Here is a 16,129-nt window from a genome sequence, read left to right as displayed (position 1 = left end):
TTTTAGCGTCAAAGCCTGTCTACTCAACAAGAATCGACAGGTGACCCAGGCTCCTCCTCCACAACCTTGTTTGTGGATTCATACCCCGGCTCGCAAGAGTCCGGGGTATTTTTTTGCGTTCGCACACTGTGTTGCTTGCCGTGGAACATACCGTTCCATGGTTGCAGCACATCATTTGCCGTCACGGCGCCCTGCCGGAGCGCGACAAGCCGATGTGACAGCACGGCGGACGACAGCTAGGATAAATCGACACCGGTTGCGAAGGAGGTTGCCATGATCGAAGGGCGCAAAACCCTCACGCGTTACACCATCGAGGCCCAGCAGAGACACCCGCAAGCCAGCGGGATCTTTTCGAGTCTGTTGAACGCGGTTGCGACGGCGGTGAAAATCATCGCCAACAATGTTAACAAGGGCGCACTGGTCGGCTCGCTCGGCAGCTTCGAGGCGATTGGCAGCGGCGCAGCCATCAATCTGGCAGGCGACGTCACGCAGAAGCTCGACACCATCGCAAACGAGGCGATGCAGCGCGAATGCGAATGGGGCGGTCATCTTGCGGCGCTTGCACCGGACGGTCTGGACGGCTTCATCCCGACGCCGGAACAGTCGCCGCGAGGCAAATACCTGTTGCTGTTCGATGCGTTGGACTGCAGCAACAACATCGACGTGAATCTGACGGTCGGCACGCTTTTTTCGGTTCTGCACGCGCCCAACCCGGGCGCCGAGCCGCAGTTGTCGGACTTTCTGCAGCCCGGAACAGAACAGGTGTGCGCCGGCTATGCGCTGTACGGCCCTTCGACCATGCTGGTGCTGACCACCGGCGAAGGCGTTGACGGATTCACACTTGACCGCGACATCGGCGCCTTCATCCTGACCCATCCGAAGATGCGCATTCCTGCGCAAACCAACGAATTTGCGATCAATGCATCGAAATCGCGCTTCTGGGAACCGCCGGTCAAACGCTATGTCGAGGAGTGTCTGGCTGGCCAGACAGGCCCGCGCAACACCGACTTCAACATGCGCTGGATCGCCTCGCTGGTGGCTGAAACCCATCGCGTACTGACGCGCGGGGGCGTCATCATGTATCCGGCCGACACCATGCCGTCGCAGCCGCCGGGCCGTATTTCGCTGATGTACGAAGCCAATCCGATCGCCTTCCTGATCGAACAGGCGGGTGGCGAAGCAACAAACGGCCGCACACGGATCCTTGAACTGCCGCCGCGCAGCCTGCAGATGCGCACGCCACTGATCTTCGGGTCAAGCGAAGAAGTGCGTCGCATTGCCCAGTATCACCACGAAAATGACCAGGGACTGGACCGTGAATACACTTCGCCACTTTTCAATATCCGTGGCCTGTTTTCCACGCTCTGAGGACTGACGGATGTCGGTACGCCATCCTGTCATCGCCATCACCGGGTCATCGGGCGCCGGCACCAGCACTGTCACGCGAACCTTCCAGCACATCTTCCGGCGCGAAGGGGTCAATCCGGTCATTGTCGAAGGCGACGCCTTTCATCGTTACGACCGGGAGGAGATGAAGGTCGTCATGGCGCGCGAAGCGGCTGCCGGAAATGAACATTTCAGTCATTTCGGCCCGGATGCCAACCTGTTCGAAGAGCTTGAGGCCCTGTTCCGGCAGTATGGCGCCGAAGGAACCGGGCGCACTCGCGCCTATCTGCACAACGACAAGGAAGCCGCACCCTTTGGTCAGCCGCCAGGAACATTCACGCCCTGGGAGGATATTCCGCCCGGCACCGACATCCTGTTTTACGAAGGCCTGCATGGGGCAGTGAAAACCGACCGCATCGATGTCGGACAGCATGCCGACCTGCGCATCGGCGTCGTACCCATCATCAACCTGGAGTGGATACAGAAGCTGCACCGCGATCGCGAGCAGCGCGGTTACACGACCGAAGCCGTGACCGACACCATCCTGCGCCGCATGCCGGAATACGTGCACTTCATCTGTTCGCAGTTCGAGAACACGCACATCAATTTCCAGCGGGTACCGATGGTCGACACCTCGAACCCCTTCATCGCACGCGCCATCCCGACACCGGAAGAGTCAATGGTGGTGATCCGCTTCGCCAATCCGCGCGGCATCGACTTCCAGTACCTTTTGAGCATGCTGCAAGGTTCCTTCATGTCGCGCGCCAACACCATCGTGATCCCGGGCGGCAAGATCGAACTGGCCATGCAGCTCATCTTCACGCCGCTGATCCTGCGGCTGGTGGAAAACGGGCGCAAGGCGCGGGCGCGTTACTGAACCTGCCGTCACGGCGCCCGCTGAAGAACCGGATCAACGCCGATTCCTTGTGCACGAGGACCGGCAACGGCAGCCCCCCTGGTGCGATCCGCACCGCTGCAGCCCGCCTCTGGTGAATCCCGCAAGGCCGGATACAGAAAGTCGGCCGGATTGCGGAACGAAGCGTGCTATCCAGAGGCCTTGTTTTCGCGGATAATTATGGGTTTTTCCGGCCGGAACCTTGCCCTATGACCGCCTCGACCGCCGTCCCGACCATCACACCCCGCGGAGGCTTCAATCCGATCACGGGTGCCATCCGCGCGCTGGCGATGGATGCCGTCCAGAGAGCCAACTCAGGCCACCCGGGAGCTCCGATGGGCATGGCGGAAATCGCCGAAGTGCTGTGGCGCCATCACCTGAAGCACAACCCGGCCAATCCGGAGTGGGCCGACCGTGACCGCTTCGTGCTGTCGAACGGCCACGGTTCGATGCTGTTGTATGCCCTGCTGCACCTGACCGGCTACGACCTGTCGATCGAGGATCTGAAATCGTTCCGCCAGTTGCATTCCAAGACACCGGGCCACCCGGAACGGGGCTACGCACCGGGCGTCGAAACGACCACCGGCCCGCTCGGCCAGGGTCTGGCCAACGCGGTCGGCATGGCGCTTGCGGAACGCGGCATGGCGGCGCAATTCAATCGACCCGGCCATGCCGTCGTCGATCATTTCACCTACGCCTTCGCCGGTGACGGTTGCCTGATGGAAGGTATATCGCACGAAGCATGCTCACTGGCCGGCACGCAAGGTCTGGGCAAGCTGATCGTGTTCTACGACGACAACGGTATTTCAATTGACGGCCACGTCGAGGGCTGGTTTTCCGACGATACGCCAAAGCGCTTCGAAGCCTACGGCTGGCAGGTCATCCCGGCGGTCGACGGTCACGACAGCGCCGCCATCAACGCCGCAGTGATCGCGGCAAAAGCCGACCTGTCGCGGCCGACGCTGATCTGCTGCCGCACGGTGATCGGCCTCGGCTCGCCGAACAAGGCCGGTGGCCATGATGTGCACGGCGCACCGCTCGGGGCAGCCGAGATCGACGCGGCACGGGCCTTCATCGGCTGGTCCCACGCCCCGTTCGACATTCCGGCGGACGTCTATGAAGCGTGGGATGCGCGTCCAGCAGGCAAATTGGCCGAAGCAGACTGGAATGCGCGATTTGCAGCCTACGAGACCGCCCACCCCGACCTTGCGACAGAGTTCAAACGTCGCATGCACGGTACGCTGCCGAGCGGTTTCGATCAGGTCGTTGCAGACACGATCGCAAAGTTCGACGGCAAGGCGGACAACATCGCCAGCCGCAAGGCCAGCCAGAACTGCATCGAAGCCTTTGCGCCGGTGCTGCCGGAGTTGCTCGGTGGATCCGCCGACCTCGCCGGGTCCAACCTTACGCTGTGGTCGGGTTCGAAGGGGATATCGGCCGACAACCCTGGCGGCAACTACCTCTACTATGGCGTGCGTGAATTCGGCATGTCGGCCATCGCCAACGGCATCGCGCTGCACGGCGGCTTCATTCCCTATACCGCCACCTTCCTGATGTTCTCCGAGTACGCGCGCAACGCGCTGCGCATGGCAGCGCTGATGAAGCTGCGCCAGGTGTTCGTGTTCACGCACGACTCAATCGGTCTCGGCGAAGACGGCCCGACGCACCAGCCGGTCGAACAGACGGCCACGCTGCGCCTGATGCCGAACATGGACGTGTGGCGACCGGCCGATACGGTCGAATCCGCCGTTGCCTGGGCCAGTGCCCTCAAGCGCGATGACGGCCCGACCTCGATGATGTTTTCGCGCCAGAACCTGCCGCACACCGCGCGCGATGCCGCGACGATCGCAGCAATCGCCCGCGGCGGCTACGTGCTGTCAGGTGCAGAGGGCGCGCAGGTCGTGCTGATTGGAACCGGCTCGGAGGTGTCGCTGGCGCTCGCTGCGCAGAAGACGCTCGCAGCCGAAGGCATCGCGGCGCGTGTGGTGTCCATGCCATCGACCACGGTGTTCGACCGGCAGGACGCTGCCTGGCGCGAAATGGTTCTGCCGCGCGCGCTGCCGCGCGTGGCAGTCGAAGCCGGCGTGACCGATCTGTGGCGCAAATACGTCGGTCTCGACGGCGCCGTCATCGGCCTGGATCACTTCGGCGAATCAGCACCGGCTGGCGAGCTGTACAAGGCTTTCGGCATCACTGCCGACGCGGTCGCCACCGCCGCCCGCAAGGTGATCGGCAAGTAAGGCCTCACACATCCGGGCACCGCGCTGCGGACGGTGCCAACTACGGCGCAGCGCCACCACGAGTTGCGCTGCACAATCCGCAGGTTTCATTGAATCCATACCCACTGGAAAGGAAGTTGCAGACATGACGATCAAGGTTGCCATCAACGGATACGGGCGCATCGGCCGCAACGTGCTTCGCGCACACTACGAGGGCGGCAAGCGCCACGACATCCAGATCGTCGCGATCAACGACCTCGGCGACCCGAAGACCAATGCCCACCTGACCCGTTACGACACCGCCCACGGCAAGTTTCCGGGTGAAGTGAGCGTCGACGGCGACTACATGGTCGTGAACGGTGACCGCATCCGCGTGCTGGCCAACCGCAATCCGGCCGAACTGCCGTGGGGTGAGCTGGGCGTCGATGTCGTGCTGGAATGCACCGGCTTCTTCACGACCAAGGAAAAGGCGTCGGCCCACATCAAGGGCGGTGCGAAGAAGGTCATCATTTCAGCGCCCGGCGGCAAGGACGTCGATGCAACCATCGTCTATGGCGTGAACCACGGCGTGCTGAAGGCGACCGACACGGTCATTTCGAACGCCAGCTGCACCACCAACTGCCTGGCACCGCTGGTCAAGCCGCTGCACGACAAGATCGGCGTTGTGCACGGCCTGATGACCACCATCCACGCCTACACGAACGACCAGGTGCTGACCGACGTCTATCATGAAGACCTGCGCCGCGCGCGCAGCGCCACGATGTCGATGATTCCGACCAAGACAGGCGCCGCTGCTGCGGTCGGTCTGGTGCTGCCGGACCTGAACGGCAAGCTGGACGGCTTCGCGATGCGCGTACCGACGATCAATGTATCCATCGTCGACCTTACTTTCACGGCCGCACGCGCCACCACGACCGACGAAGTGAACGGCATCCTGAAGACCGCTTCGGAAGGCGAGCTCAAGGGCGTGCTGGGTTACAACGTCGAGCCGCTGGTGTCGGTCGATTTCAACCATGACGCCCGCTCGTCGATCTTCGACTCGACGCAGACGCGCGTCATGGGTGGCACGCTGGTGAAGGTGCTGTCCTGGTACGACAACGAATGGGGTTTCTCGAACCGCATGCTGGACACGACGGTTGCGCTGATGGCGGCCAGGTAAAGGCATCCCGATCCGGGGCGGGGTTCGGAGCGGCAGCGTCCCTGCCCGACTTCGTCCGTCCCGCATCGTTTTTGCCTGCTTGACCGTCCTACCCTGTATTCGCACCGTCAGAACCCCTTCACGCGCCATCGCAGAGGACACACGATGCAGTTCACACGACTTTCCGATCTTGACCTCAAGGGCAAGCGGGTGTTCATCCGCTCCGACCTGAACGTACCGCAGGACGACGCCGGCAACATCACCGAAGACACCCGCATCCGCGCCTCGCTGCCAGCCATCCTCAGCGCGCGCGACGCCGGCGCTGCGGTCATGGTGACGTCGCACCTCGGGCGTCCGACCGAAGGCGAACTGAAGCCGGAAGATTCGCTGGCACCGATCGCCCGCCGCATGTCGGAACTGCTCGGCTTCGAGGTGAAGCTGGTCGCAAATTGGGTCGATGGCGTTACGGTCGCCCCGGGCGAGGTCGTACTGCTGGAAAACTGCCGCGCCAATAAGGGCGAGAAGAAGTGCGACGAGGCGCTGTCGAGAAAGCTCGCAGCGTTGTGCGACGTATGGGTGAATGACGCCTTCGGCACCGCCCACCGCGCTGAAGCGACGACCTACGGCATGGGCCAGTACGCGCCTGTCGCCTGCGCCGGCCCGCTGATGGCAAGCGAACTGGACGCGCTGTCGAAGGCACTCGGCCAGCCGGCACGGCCGCTGGCGGCCATCGTCGCCGGTTCCAAGGTATCGACCAAACTGACACTGCTGGAAAACCTGGCCGACAAGGTCGATCAGCTCATCGTCGGGGGCGGCATTGCCAACACCTTCCTGCTGGCCGCCGGCAAGCAGATCGGCAAGTCGCTCGCCGAAGCCGATCTGGTGGACGCCGCCAGGCGCGTGATGGCCAAGACGAAAGTGCCGCTGCCGGAAGACGTGGTGTGCACCAAGACATTTGCGGCCGATGCACCGGCAACGGTCAAGTCGGTCGATGACGTCGCCGCCGACGACATGATTCTCGACATCGGCCCGAAGGCTGCTGCCCAACTGGCGGAAATGCTGAAGGCGGCCGGCACCATCGTATGGAACGGCCCGGTCGGCGTATTCGAATTCGACGCCTTCGGTCACGGCACCGAAACCGTGGCGCGCGCCATTGCAGCGTCGAACGCCTATTCGATCGCCGGTGGTGGCGACACCCTGGCCGCCATCGCAAAATATGGCATCGCCGATCAGGTGAGCTACATCTCGACCGGCGGCGGCGCCTTCCTGGAGTTCCTCGAAGGGAAAACGCTACCGGCTGTCGATATCCTGCTGCGGCGCGCCCGCGGCTGATACGGCGCAGCACGCGCAAGGCACCGCCCACTAAAACAACAAAGACATCACGAGGAGTTCGTCCGCCATGCACCGTTTCACCAAGATCGTCGCCACGCTCGGCCCCGCATCGAGCGACCTCGCCACCCTGACCCGCCTTGTCGAGGCCGGCGTCGATGTGGTGCGACTCAATTTTTCGCACGGCAAGGCGGACGACCACCGCGCGCGCGTGGAAACCCTCGCGGTCGCCGCAGCCAGAGCGGGCCGCACGGTGGGCGTGATGGCCGACCTGCAGGGTCCGAAGATCCGCGTCGGCAAGTTTGCCGAAAACAAGGTGATGCTCAAGGGCGGGCAGGCCTTCGTGTTCGACATCGAATGCACGCTGGGCGACGAGGGCCGTGTCGGCCTCGACTATCCCGAACTGGTGAATGACGTCGAACAGGGTGCCGTGCTGCTGCTCGACGATGGCCGCATCGTGATGGACGTGAAGTCGGTCAACGCCACGCAGATCCACTGCACGGTGCGCCACGGCGGCGAACTGTCGAACAACAAGGGCATCAACCGTCAGGGCGGCGGTCTGTCGGCGCCGGCGCTGACGCCCAAGGACATGGAAGACATCAAGATCGCGGCGTCGCTGAATGTCGACTACGTGGCGGTCAGCTTCCCGAAGAGCGGCGCCGACATGCGCCAGGCGCGCGAACTGCTGCGCGCGGCGGGGTCGAACGCCCTGCTGATCGCCAAGATCGAGCGCGTGGAAGCCATTCCGGCGCTGGAGGAAATTCTCGATGCGTCCGACGGCGCCATGGTGGCGCGCGGCGACCTCGCGGTCGAAGTGGGCGACGCGGCCGTGCCGGCGATGCAGAAACGCATCATTCGCGTATCGCGCGAAATGAACAAGCTGGTCATCACCGCCACGCAGATGATGGAGTCGATGATCCACAGCCCGGTGCCCACGCGCGCCGAAGTGTCCGACGTCGCCAACGCGGTGCTCGACGGCACCGACGCGGTGATGCTGTCTGCGGAAACCGCGTCCGGCGAATACCCGATCGAAACGGTCGAGGCGATGGCGCGCATCTGCATCGAAGCCGAGAAATCGGCCGAAGTGAAGCTGGACCAGGAATTCCTGCAGCGTGTGTTCACCCGCATCGACCAGTCGATCGCGATGGCGGCGCTGTTTTCCGCCTTCCACCTGAAGGTGAAGGCGATCGCCACGCTGACCCAGTCCGGCTCGACTTCGCTGTGGATGTCGCGCCTGAACAGCGGCGTGCCGATCTACGCGCTGACACCGGAAGTGCGCACCCGCTACAAGCTGTCGATGTACCGCGGCGTCACGCCGCTGATGATCAAGCTCGATCCGGATGCCGACCGCGACCGCATGCTGGTCGACGCCGAAGCGGAACTGCTGCGCAGCGGTGCCGTGCAGGTCGGTGACCTCATCGTGCTGTCGTTCGGCGAACCGATCGGCGTTCCGGGCGGCACCAATACACTGAAAATCGTCAAGGTCGGGGAGTATCGTCAACTCTCTACCGTTATCTGATCCAGCCAGGAGAATTGCCATGCCCATGGTTTCCATGCGCCAGTTGCTCGACCACGCCGCCGAAAATGGCTACGGCATCCCCGCCTTCAACGTGAACAATCTCGAACAGGTGCAGGCGGTGATGGCCGCCGCCGATGAGGTCGGTGCGCCGGTCATCCTCCAGGCCAGCGCCGGCGCCCGCAAGTACGCCGGCGAGCACTTCATCAAGCATCTGATCCAGGCCGCCGTCGAAGCGTATCCGCACAGTCCCCTGGTGATGCACCAGGACCACGGGCAGACCCCGGCGATCTGCCAGGGCGCCATCGATCTGGGCTTCGGCTCGGTGATGATGGACGGCTCGCTGCGCGAAGACGGCAAGACGCCGGCCTCGTTCGACTACAACGTCGAGGTCACCCGCAAGGTGGTCGACATGGCGCACAAGGTCGGCGTCACGGTCGAAGGCGAGCTGGGCTGCCTGGGGTCGCTGGAAACCGGCATGGCCGGCGAGGAAGATGGTCACGGCGCCGAAGGCAAACTTGACCACTCGTCGCTGCTGACCGACCCGGAGGAAGCTGCACGGTTCGTCAAGGCCACGCAGCTGGACGCACTGGCCATCGCGATCGGCACCAGTCACGGCGCCTACAAGTTCACCCGCAAGCCCACCGGCGACATCCTCGCGATTTCGCGCGTGAAGGAAATCAACAGGCGCATCCCCAACACCCACCTGGTGATGCACGGCTCGTCGTCGGTGCCGCAGGACCTGCTGGCCATCATCAACCAGTACGGCGGCCGGATGAAGGAAACCTACGGCGTGCCGGTCGAGGAAATCCAGGAAGCGATCAAGTACGGCGTGCGCAAGATCAACATCGACACCGACATCCGTCTCGCGATGACCGGCGCGGTGCGCAAGTTCCTGGCCGAGAACCCGGACAAGTTCGACGCCCGCGAATGGCTGAAGCCGGCCCGCGAAGCAGCCAAGCTGATCTGCAAGGAACGCTACCTGCAGTTCGGTTGCGAAGGCCAGGCAGGCAAGATCAAGGCGATTGCGCTGGACGAGATTGCCCGCCAGTACGCCAGCGGCAAACTGGCGCAGACCGTCACCTGATACGCCCACGCATCCCGCAACGAAGACCGTACCCAGGACCGACATGGCCGACGCACTGTTCGAATCCAGCATCAACAGCCTGCCGCTGATCGCCCGCGGCAAGGTGCGCGACATCTACGCCATCGATGACGCGACGATGCTCATCGTGACCACCGATCGCCTGTCGGCGTTCGACGTCATCCTGCCCGACCCGATACCGGGCAAGGGCAAGGTGCTGACCGCCGTGTCGAACTTCTGGTTCGGCAAACTGGCGGGCGTATCGCCCAACCACCTGACCGGCATCGCGCCGGAATCGGTGGTGACCGCCGATGAGCATGACCAGGTGGAAGGGCGCGCCATCGTCGTGCGGCGGCTCAAGCCGCTGCCGATCGAAGCGGTCGTTCGCGGTTACCTGATCGGCTCCGGCTGGGGCGACTATTCGCGTACCGGTGCGGTATGCGGCGTGGCGCTGCCGCACGGCCTGCGCATGGCGTCGAAGCTGCCGGCTCCGATCTTCACGCCGGCCACCAAGGCCGCCGTGGGCGATCACGACGAAAACATCAGCTTCGAACAGACCGAGGCACTGATCGGCCCGGCGCTGGCGGCGCAGGTGCGCGACACCGCGATCGCGCTGTACAGCGCGGCGGCGGACTACGCGAAGAGCCGCGGCATCATCATCGCCGACACCAAGTTCGAGTTCGGCCTCGATCCGGATGGCAAGCTCATCCTGATCGACGAGGCGCTGACCCCGGATTCATCGCGCTTCTGGCCGGCCGACCAGTACCGGGAAGGTGTCAATCCGCCGTCGTTCGACAAGCAGTTCGTGCGCGATTATCTGGAAACGCTGGACTGGAACAAGAGCGCGCCGGGCCCATCGCTGCCGGCAGACATCATCCGGCGCACCGGCGACAAGTACCGCGAAGCGCTGACCCGCCTGATCGGCTGATCAGGTTCCATCAGGTCCCGGTCCGCGTCTCGCCGACCGGGCCGCCCAGCGGTTCGGTCGGCACGAAACCCTGCAGGGTGAAGCGGAAGATCGCGCCCTTGCCGGGCGTCGCCTGCACGCTGACGCGGCCACCGTGGCGCTCGACGATGCGTTTGACGATGGCCAGCCCGACACCGGTGCCGGGAAATTCCTCGGCGCCATGCATGCGCTGGAACACTCCGAACAGACGATCGGCGTACAGCGGATCGAAACCGACCCCGTTGTCGCGCACGCAGATCGCCGGCTCGCCATCCTGCAAGGCGACGAACAGCTCGATCAGCGGCTGTTCGGCAGGCACCGAAAACTTCAGCGCGTTACCGATCAGGTTCGCGAACACCTGCCGCAACATCGCGTGATCGCCGCTGACCAGCCCGAGCGGCGCGACGGTGATGCGCGCAACCGGGTACTGTTCGAGCAGCTCTGCAGCCACCGAACGCGCCAGCTTGTCCAGCGCGACCTCGGCGTGTGCCATGTCGATGCGCGCCATGCGCGAAAAACGCAGGATGTCGTCGATCAACTGGCCCATCCGGTTCGACCCGCGCTGAATGCGCTGCAGCATGTCCCGGCCTTCGTCATCGAGCGTTGCGGCGGCATGCTCGCTCAGCAGATGGGCGAAACCGTTGATCGCGCGCAGCGGGCTGCGCAGGTCGTGCGACACCGAATACGAGAAGGCCTCCAGTTCATTGTTGGCCTGCTCCAGCAAGGCCGTGCGTTCCGCGACACGCCGTTCCAGCGACTCGTTCAACTCCCTGACCTGGCGTTCGCCGCGCGCCCGCTCGAGCGCCAGCTGCGCAATGTCAACCAGCCGCTGAACCACGTTCTCGTCCGAACGTCCCGGCCGCCAGGGCCGGCGGTGACAGATCACCAGTGCGCCCAGCGCAATGCCGCCCGGCCCGGCCAGCGGCAACGCCCACAGGGCGCTCAGGCCTTCCTCGGCCAGTGCGGCGCGATGCGCGTCTGCGCCCGGCGCACCCTCCGGATCGGCGATCACCAGCGGCGTCGCGCTGGCGCCGGACGGAAGCGGCAGCCGGGCCAGCGCGGTGCGGAAACCGGCGGACAGGCCGGGCGCGACCACATCGGCGCTGTCGTCTGCCGACGCACCGCAGGTCAGCACGGCCACGCGTGAATCTTCGTTCAGCAGCCCCTCGACCAGCACGGCCAGGCGCGCGTTCACGTCCGCCAGGGGCACTCCGGCCGCGATCCTGGCCAGCAGCTCACGTTCGGCCAGATCGACCTGTTCCAGGCGCTTGCGCAGCGAAATGTCGCCGATGGTGCCGACCACCCGCGTGCTGCGGCCCGCCGCATCGCGCTGTGCCACGCCGCGCACCATGAACCAGTGATAGCTGGCGTCGGCATGGCGCATGCGCACCTCGAGCTGGAATACGTCGTGCCCGCCGGCCAGCAGGTCGTCCATCATGGCGTCCCAGCCCGGTTTGTCCGCCGGATGGATGCCCGCAACGAAATCCTTGACCGGCATGCGACGACCGCCGCCGTCATAGCCCATGATGTGAGACAGCCGCGGCGAGACGTAAAGCTCCTCGCTGCCGTTGATCCATTCCGCCAGCCCCTCGTTCATGCCGCGCAGCGCCAGGGCGTAGCGCTGTTCGCTGGCACGCAGCGCGCGTTCGGCGCGGATGCGCGCCGTCAGGTCGGAGTAGGACGCGACCACGGCATACGGCCGGCTGGCACCGGCGTGAAAAAGCGGCTGCGTCGTGACCGACAGCCAGCGCACAGGGCTGCCCGCGCGGCCGGTACCGATCACCACATCGCGCTGCGGCTGGCCGTCGGTCAGCGCACGCATCACCGGATGGCGATCGTTCGACAGCGCCCGCCCCTGCTCATCGAACAGCTGCGCTTCGGCATGCCCGCCGGGCAGACCGGCGTGCGCATCGTCCAGCCAGGTACAGGCCTCGGCGGCACGATTGCGGGTCAGCACCTTCGCCTGCGCGTCGTACAGCACCACCGATTCCGACAGCGCACCGAGCAGCACGCGGAAGCGCTCTTCGCTGGCGATCAGCGAGCGCTGCGCCTGCTTGTGTACGGTGACGTCGTGACAGACGACGAACAGCGCCGCCCTCCCCGCGAATTCGTCCGGGCGACCGCATACGGAAAGCCAGCGTACATTGCCGTCTGCACGACGCACCGGTAGCTCGACGTCGTCAAAGCCGTGACCGGTCGCCAGGGCAAGTCCGAGGCGCTCCCGGTCATGCGACTGGGCGCAGAACTCGCCCAGCGCACGGCCGAGCAGGCTGTCGCGCGGCTCGCCCGCCAGATCCACCATGGCATCGTTGGCAAAAAGGATTTCGCCGCCCGGCAAGGCACAGACGCAGATCGACAGCGGAATCGCCTGCACGATGTCGTGGTCGGCCGAATCGGCCCCGGCGGGCGCAGGAATTTCTGTCTGCGTCGCCACGGGCATGCGGCGATGCACCCGCAGCAGCAGCGCGGCGCAGGCCGCACACCAGATCGCCCAGGCAGCCTGAAGCAGCAGCACATCGGGCCCGATCCACCACGCAGCCGGCAGCCACAGCGCGCACACGCAAGCGATCACGGCGCCGGACGGGCCGCTCAGGGTGGTCGCCGCCTGCAGTCTTGATTGAGGGCTGTCCTTCAAAGGCATCCGCTCCATTGCGGCCGGCACATCGGGCAAACCTGCAGACTACCGACTGTCGCGATGCCGAAAGACTGGAACAGAGCAGGCAAGCGTGCGCAATTGCCCGAATGACCGCACACCGCCGGCTTGCGTTGCGACAATGTCGGTTGCGAGCCGCTTGACTACACTGAACTTGATGAATGTTCGCAAACTTCGGGGCCTTGGCGCCAAACTCGCCCTGTCGGCTGCGCCGTTCGCGCTGCTCGCACTGCTGTCGGTCACCCTGACGCTGTGGGTATCGTGGCAGCTCGATGGTGGCGCAGCCGCCGTCAATGAAGCGGGCCGCATGCGCATGCAAGCTTACCGGCTGTCGCTCCTGGTGAGTCGCCACGAACAGGACGCGCTGCCGGGTGCCATCGAGGCGTTCGAGCGCAGTGTCGCGCTGCTGCGCAACGGCGACCCTGAACGCCCCCTTTTCGTGCCGTGGGACGACGCGGTCCGGGACCGCTTTGCGCGCGTGGAATCCGGCTGGCAGCAGTACCGCACAACCTGGCTGGATGCGCCACCGCTGCAGTTGCAATCCCTGGGCGCCGACACGGCGGCCTTCAGCGCAGACATCGACGCCCTGGTCTCCGGCATCGAATCGCACATGTCGCGCTGGACGGCGCTGCTGCATCTGTTGCAGCTTGCAACCATCGCCATTGCGGTACTCGGCGCCAGCGTGTTGCTTTATGTCGGCTACCTGTTCGTGCTGGAACCCGTAGGGCACCTCAAGCAAGCCATCGAACGGATCCAGTCGGGTGATCTGGGTGCCCGCGTCGAGCGTTCGACGGATGACGAGTTCGGTACGCTGGCCGATGGCTTCAACGGCATGGCAGACCAGATCCAGGCCATGTATCGAAACCTGGAAGGCAAGGTAAGCGCCAAGACCGCGGAGCTGCAGGAGAAGCAGGAGCGCCTCGAAGCGCTGTACGAGGTCACTTCGCTGATCGCCACCGCCCGCTCGCTGGACGAACTGGCGCAAGGCTTCGTCGGCTATGTCGCGCGGGCGCTTCATGCGGATGGTGTGGGCCTGCGATGGTCCGACGAATCGAACCGCCGCTTCCTGATGCTGGCTTCGCAGGGCCTCCCTGCCTACATGACCGAGGGCGAACGCTGCCTGAAGGCACACGAATGCCACTGCGGTGTGCCGGACGCTTCGCCGCACGCGCGCATCATTCCGATCCGGTCGATGACGCCGGGAGGCCTGCAGTACTGCGCCGAGGCCGGCTTTGAAACACTGGTATCGATACCGGTGCGTCTGAAGGACAGGGTGATGGGCGAGGTCGATCTGTTCTTCCATGCCGAAATCGATCTGTCGCCCTCGGCACGGTCTCTGCTCGAGGCGCTGACCACCCATCTGGCGAGCGGCATGGAAAACCTGCGCCTGACCGCACTTCGCAACGAAGCTGCGGTATCGCAGGAGCGCAACTTCCTGGCCAGCGAACTGCACGATTCGATCGCCCAGTCGCTTGCCTTCATGAAGATGCAGCTGGAAATGATGCGCGGCGCACTGGCCGAACGGGATACCCTGCAGACGGAGCGCATCCTGGGCGAACTGGACGCCGGCCTGCGTGAAAGCACGGGCGATGTGCGCGAACTGCTGCTGCACTTCCGCACCCGCACCAACGCCGAAGACATCGAAGGCGCGCTGCTCGGTACGCTGCGCAAGTTCGAACATCAGAGCGGCGTCCACGCAACGCTCAACATGCACGATCACGGCATACCGCTGCCGCCGGACATCCAGATCCAGGTGTTGCACATCGTGCAGGAAGCGCTTTCCAACGTGCGCAAGCACGCCCGCGCCAGCCAGGTCTGGCTCGACGTGAGGCAGCAGCCGCTGTGGGTTTTCGAGGTGCGCGACGATGGCAGCGGATTCGACGTCAGCCGTGGTGCTGCCGACGAAACACACGTCGGGCTGCGCATCATGACGGAACGCGCCGAACGCATCGGCGCACGGGTGGAGGTATTCTCGACGCAGCAACGCGGCACCTCCGTGGTGCTCACCCTTCCGCCCTCGACCGAGCTGTTCGAGAGGGCAACTGCTGCGGAAACCACCGAATGATGAATGACCGCACATTGCGTGATGCCGACCCGCCGATCCGCATCCTGCTGGTAGACGACCACACCCTGTTCCGGCGAGGCCTCACGGCGCTGCTGTCGCGCGACCCCGGGCTGCAGGTGGTCGGCGATGCAGCCGACGCGGGTGAAGCGCAGCGACGTGCCGCAAGCCTGCAGCCGGACATCATCCTGCTCGACAATCATCTGCCCGGTGTCAGCGGCGTCGATACGCTGCCGGCACTGCGCGAAGCTGCGCCGGGCGCTCGCGTGCTGATGCTGACGATCAGCGAAGACGAGAACGATCTGGCCGCCGCGCTGCGCGCGGGCGCATGCGGCTACCTCCTCAAGACCATGGAAGGCGAGGCACTGGCCAACGCGATCCACCGTGCGATGCGCGGCGAAAGCGTCGTCGCCAACGAAATGACCGGCAAGCTGGTGGCGGTCTATCGCCAAGCCGCCGCCGCGCCCCCGCTCCCCGGCGACGCCCCCGCAGCGGGGTGTGCGCCCGATACCGCAGGCAATGGCGCATTGTCGCCGCGCGAAACAGACATCCTGCGCGGTATCGCCCGCGGCGACAGCAACAAGCAGATCGCACGCGATCTGGGCATCGCCGAAACCACGGTGAAGATTCACGTACAGCACATCCTGCGCAAGCTGGGTGTCTCCTCGCGGGTGCAGGTCGCCGTCATCGCAGTCGAACGCGGTCTGACCTGAACCGGACACTCCGCGAAGGGCGTCGCCTGACGTCCCTTCGGCCGGATCCGACCTGCTCGCCGGCTGCGCCGGCTTGATCCTGCGCAACTTCCTGCGCGTTATTCACCTGATAGTTCTTTCGAACGATGGCGTGCCCGCTCGCCATCGTTCTTCTGCCGCATGCCCGACACCCGACGGAAGGATGTTGT

11 protein-coding genes are annotated in these 16,129 nt (G+C 64.8%); 10 read left to right on the top strand and 1 reads right to left on the bottom strand.

Annotation, left to right across the window (positions count from 1 at the left end; translation table 11 throughout):
- Positions 1-273: 273 nt before the first annotated feature.
- The 8 genes from NMQ14_RS00415 to NMQ14_RS00380 all read left to right on the top strand — a co-directional run bounded on the left by NMQ14_RS00415 (position 274) and on the right by NMQ14_RS00380 (position 10,495).
- Complete coding sequence (locus tag NMQ14_RS00415; RefSeq protein WP_069038369.1) at positions 274-1,368, top strand: class 1 fructose-bisphosphatase; 1,095 nt, start codon at positions 274-276, stop codon at positions 1,366-1,368.
- Between the two features lie 10 nt (positions 1,369-1,378).
- The gene (locus NMQ14_RS00410) at positions 1,379-2,263 is read left to right on the top strand and encodes a phosphoribulokinase (protein ID WP_257092495.1); all 885 of its coding nucleotides are present in this window, start codon (positions 1,379-1,381) and stop codon (positions 2,261-2,263) included.
- A gap of 227 nt (positions 2,264-2,490) precedes the next feature.
- On the top strand, positions 2,491-4,521 hold the full coding sequence (tkt, locus tag NMQ14_RS00405; RefSeq protein WP_257092493.1) for a transketolase: 2,031 nt from the start codon (positions 2,491-2,493) through the stop codon (positions 4,519-4,521).
- A gap of 124 nt (positions 4,522-4,645) precedes the next feature.
- Positions 4,646-5,659, top strand: coding sequence for a type I glyceraldehyde-3-phosphate dehydrogenase (gene gap / locus NMQ14_RS00400; protein ID WP_257092491.1), 1,014 nt, complete (start codon positions 4,646-4,648; stop codon positions 5,657-5,659).
- A gap of 144 nt (positions 5,660-5,803) precedes the next feature.
- Positions 5,804-6,970 carry a phosphoglycerate kinase gene (locus NMQ14_RS00395; protein ID WP_257092489.1) on the top strand — a complete coding sequence of 389 codons (1,167 nt, stop codon included), beginning with the start codon at positions 5,804-5,806 and terminating at the stop codon, positions 6,968-6,970.
- Positions 6,971-7,037: 67 nt separating this feature from the next.
- Positions 7,038-8,486, top strand: a complete 1,449-nt coding sequence (gene pyk / locus NMQ14_RS00390; protein WP_257092486.1) for a pyruvate kinase — start codon at positions 7,038-7,040, stop codon at positions 8,484-8,486.
- 19 nt (positions 8,487-8,505) lie between these two features.
- Entirely contained in the window at positions 8,506-9,570 is a 1,065-nt protein-coding gene (gene fba, locus NMQ14_RS00385) for a class II fructose-bisphosphate aldolase (protein ID WP_257092484.1), read from the top strand.
- A gap of 43 nt (positions 9,571-9,613) precedes the next feature.
- A complete protein-coding gene (locus tag NMQ14_RS00380; protein ID WP_257092482.1) occupies positions 9,614-10,495 on the top strand; it encodes a phosphoribosylaminoimidazolesuccinocarboxamide synthase in 882 nt (293 codons plus the stop codon).
- Between the two features lie 10 nt (positions 10,496-10,505).
- On the opposite strand, the gene NMQ14_RS00375 is transcribed toward NMQ14_RS00380, so the two are convergent.
- Complete coding sequence (locus NMQ14_RS00375; protein WP_373457161.1) at positions 10,506-13,154, bottom strand: ATP-binding protein; 2,649 nt, start codon at positions 13,152-13,154, stop codon at positions 10,506-10,508.
- A 169-nt stretch (positions 13,155-13,323) separates the two neighbouring features.
- Here NMQ14_RS00375 and NMQ14_RS00370 point away from each other — a divergent pair, with 169 nt between their 5' ends.
- Both NMQ14_RS00370 and NMQ14_RS00365 read left to right on the top strand, forming a co-directional pair.
- Complete coding sequence (locus NMQ14_RS00370; RefSeq protein WP_257092479.1) at positions 13,324-15,231, top strand: type IV pili methyl-accepting chemotaxis transducer N-terminal domain-containing protein; 1,908 nt, start codon at positions 13,324-13,326, stop codon at positions 15,229-15,231.
- The gene (locus NMQ14_RS00365; RefSeq protein WP_257092478.1) at positions 15,228-15,941 is read left to right on the top strand and encodes a response regulator; all 714 of its coding nucleotides are present in this window, start codon (positions 15,228-15,230) and stop codon (positions 15,939-15,941) included. Before NMQ14_RS00370 ends, NMQ14_RS00365 begins: the two co-directional genes overlap by 4 nt.
- Positions 15,942-16,129 lie beyond the last annotated feature (188 nt).

The organism is Methyloversatilis sp. XJ19-13 (assembly GCF_024580155.1).
Taxonomy (GTDB): domain Bacteria; phylum Pseudomonadota; class Gammaproteobacteria; order Burkholderiales; family Rhodocyclaceae; genus Methyloversatilis.
This window is presented reverse-complemented; position numbering and strand designations above follow the sequence as displayed.

Excerpts from the sequence above, each read along its gene's own strand:
- NMQ14_RS00410 (WP_257092495.1), top strand. The coding sequence starts at position 1,379 with ATGTCGGTACGCCATCCTGTCATCGCCATCACCGGGTCATCGGGCGCC.
- NMQ14_RS00370 (WP_257092479.1), top strand. The coding sequence starts at position 13,324 with ATGAATGTTCGCAAACTTCGGGGCCTTGGCGCCAAACTCGCCCTGTCG.
- fba (WP_257092484.1), top strand. The coding sequence starts at position 8,506 with ATGCCCATGGTTTCCATGCGCCAGTTGCTCGACCACGCCGCCGAAAAT.
- gap (WP_257092491.1), top strand. The coding sequence starts at position 4,646 with ATGACGATCAAGGTTGCCATCAACGGATACGGGCGCATCGGCCGCAAC.
- pyk (WP_257092486.1), top strand. The coding sequence starts at position 7,038 with ATGCACCGTTTCACCAAGATCGTCGCCACGCTCGGCCCCGCATCGAGC.
- NMQ14_RS00415 (WP_069038369.1), top strand. The coding sequence starts at position 274 with ATGATCGAAGGGCGCAAAACCCTCACGCGTTACACCATCGAGGCCCAG.
- NMQ14_RS00365 (WP_257092478.1), top strand. The coding sequence starts at position 15,228 with ATGATGAATGACCGCACATTGCGTGATGCCGACCCGCCGATCCGCATC.
- NMQ14_RS00395 (WP_257092489.1), top strand. The coding sequence starts at position 5,804 with ATGCAGTTCACACGACTTTCCGATCTTGACCTCAAGGGCAAGCGGGTG.
- NMQ14_RS00375 (WP_373457161.1), bottom strand. The coding sequence starts at position 13,154 with ATGCCTTTGAAGGACAGCCCTCAATCAAGACTGCAGGCGGCGACCACC.
- tkt (WP_257092493.1), top strand. The coding sequence starts at position 2,491 with ATGACCGCCTCGACCGCCGTCCCGACCATCACACCCCGCGGAGGCTTC.
- NMQ14_RS00380 (WP_257092482.1), top strand. The coding sequence starts at position 9,614 with ATGGCCGACGCACTGTTCGAATCCAGCATCAACAGCCTGCCGCTGATC.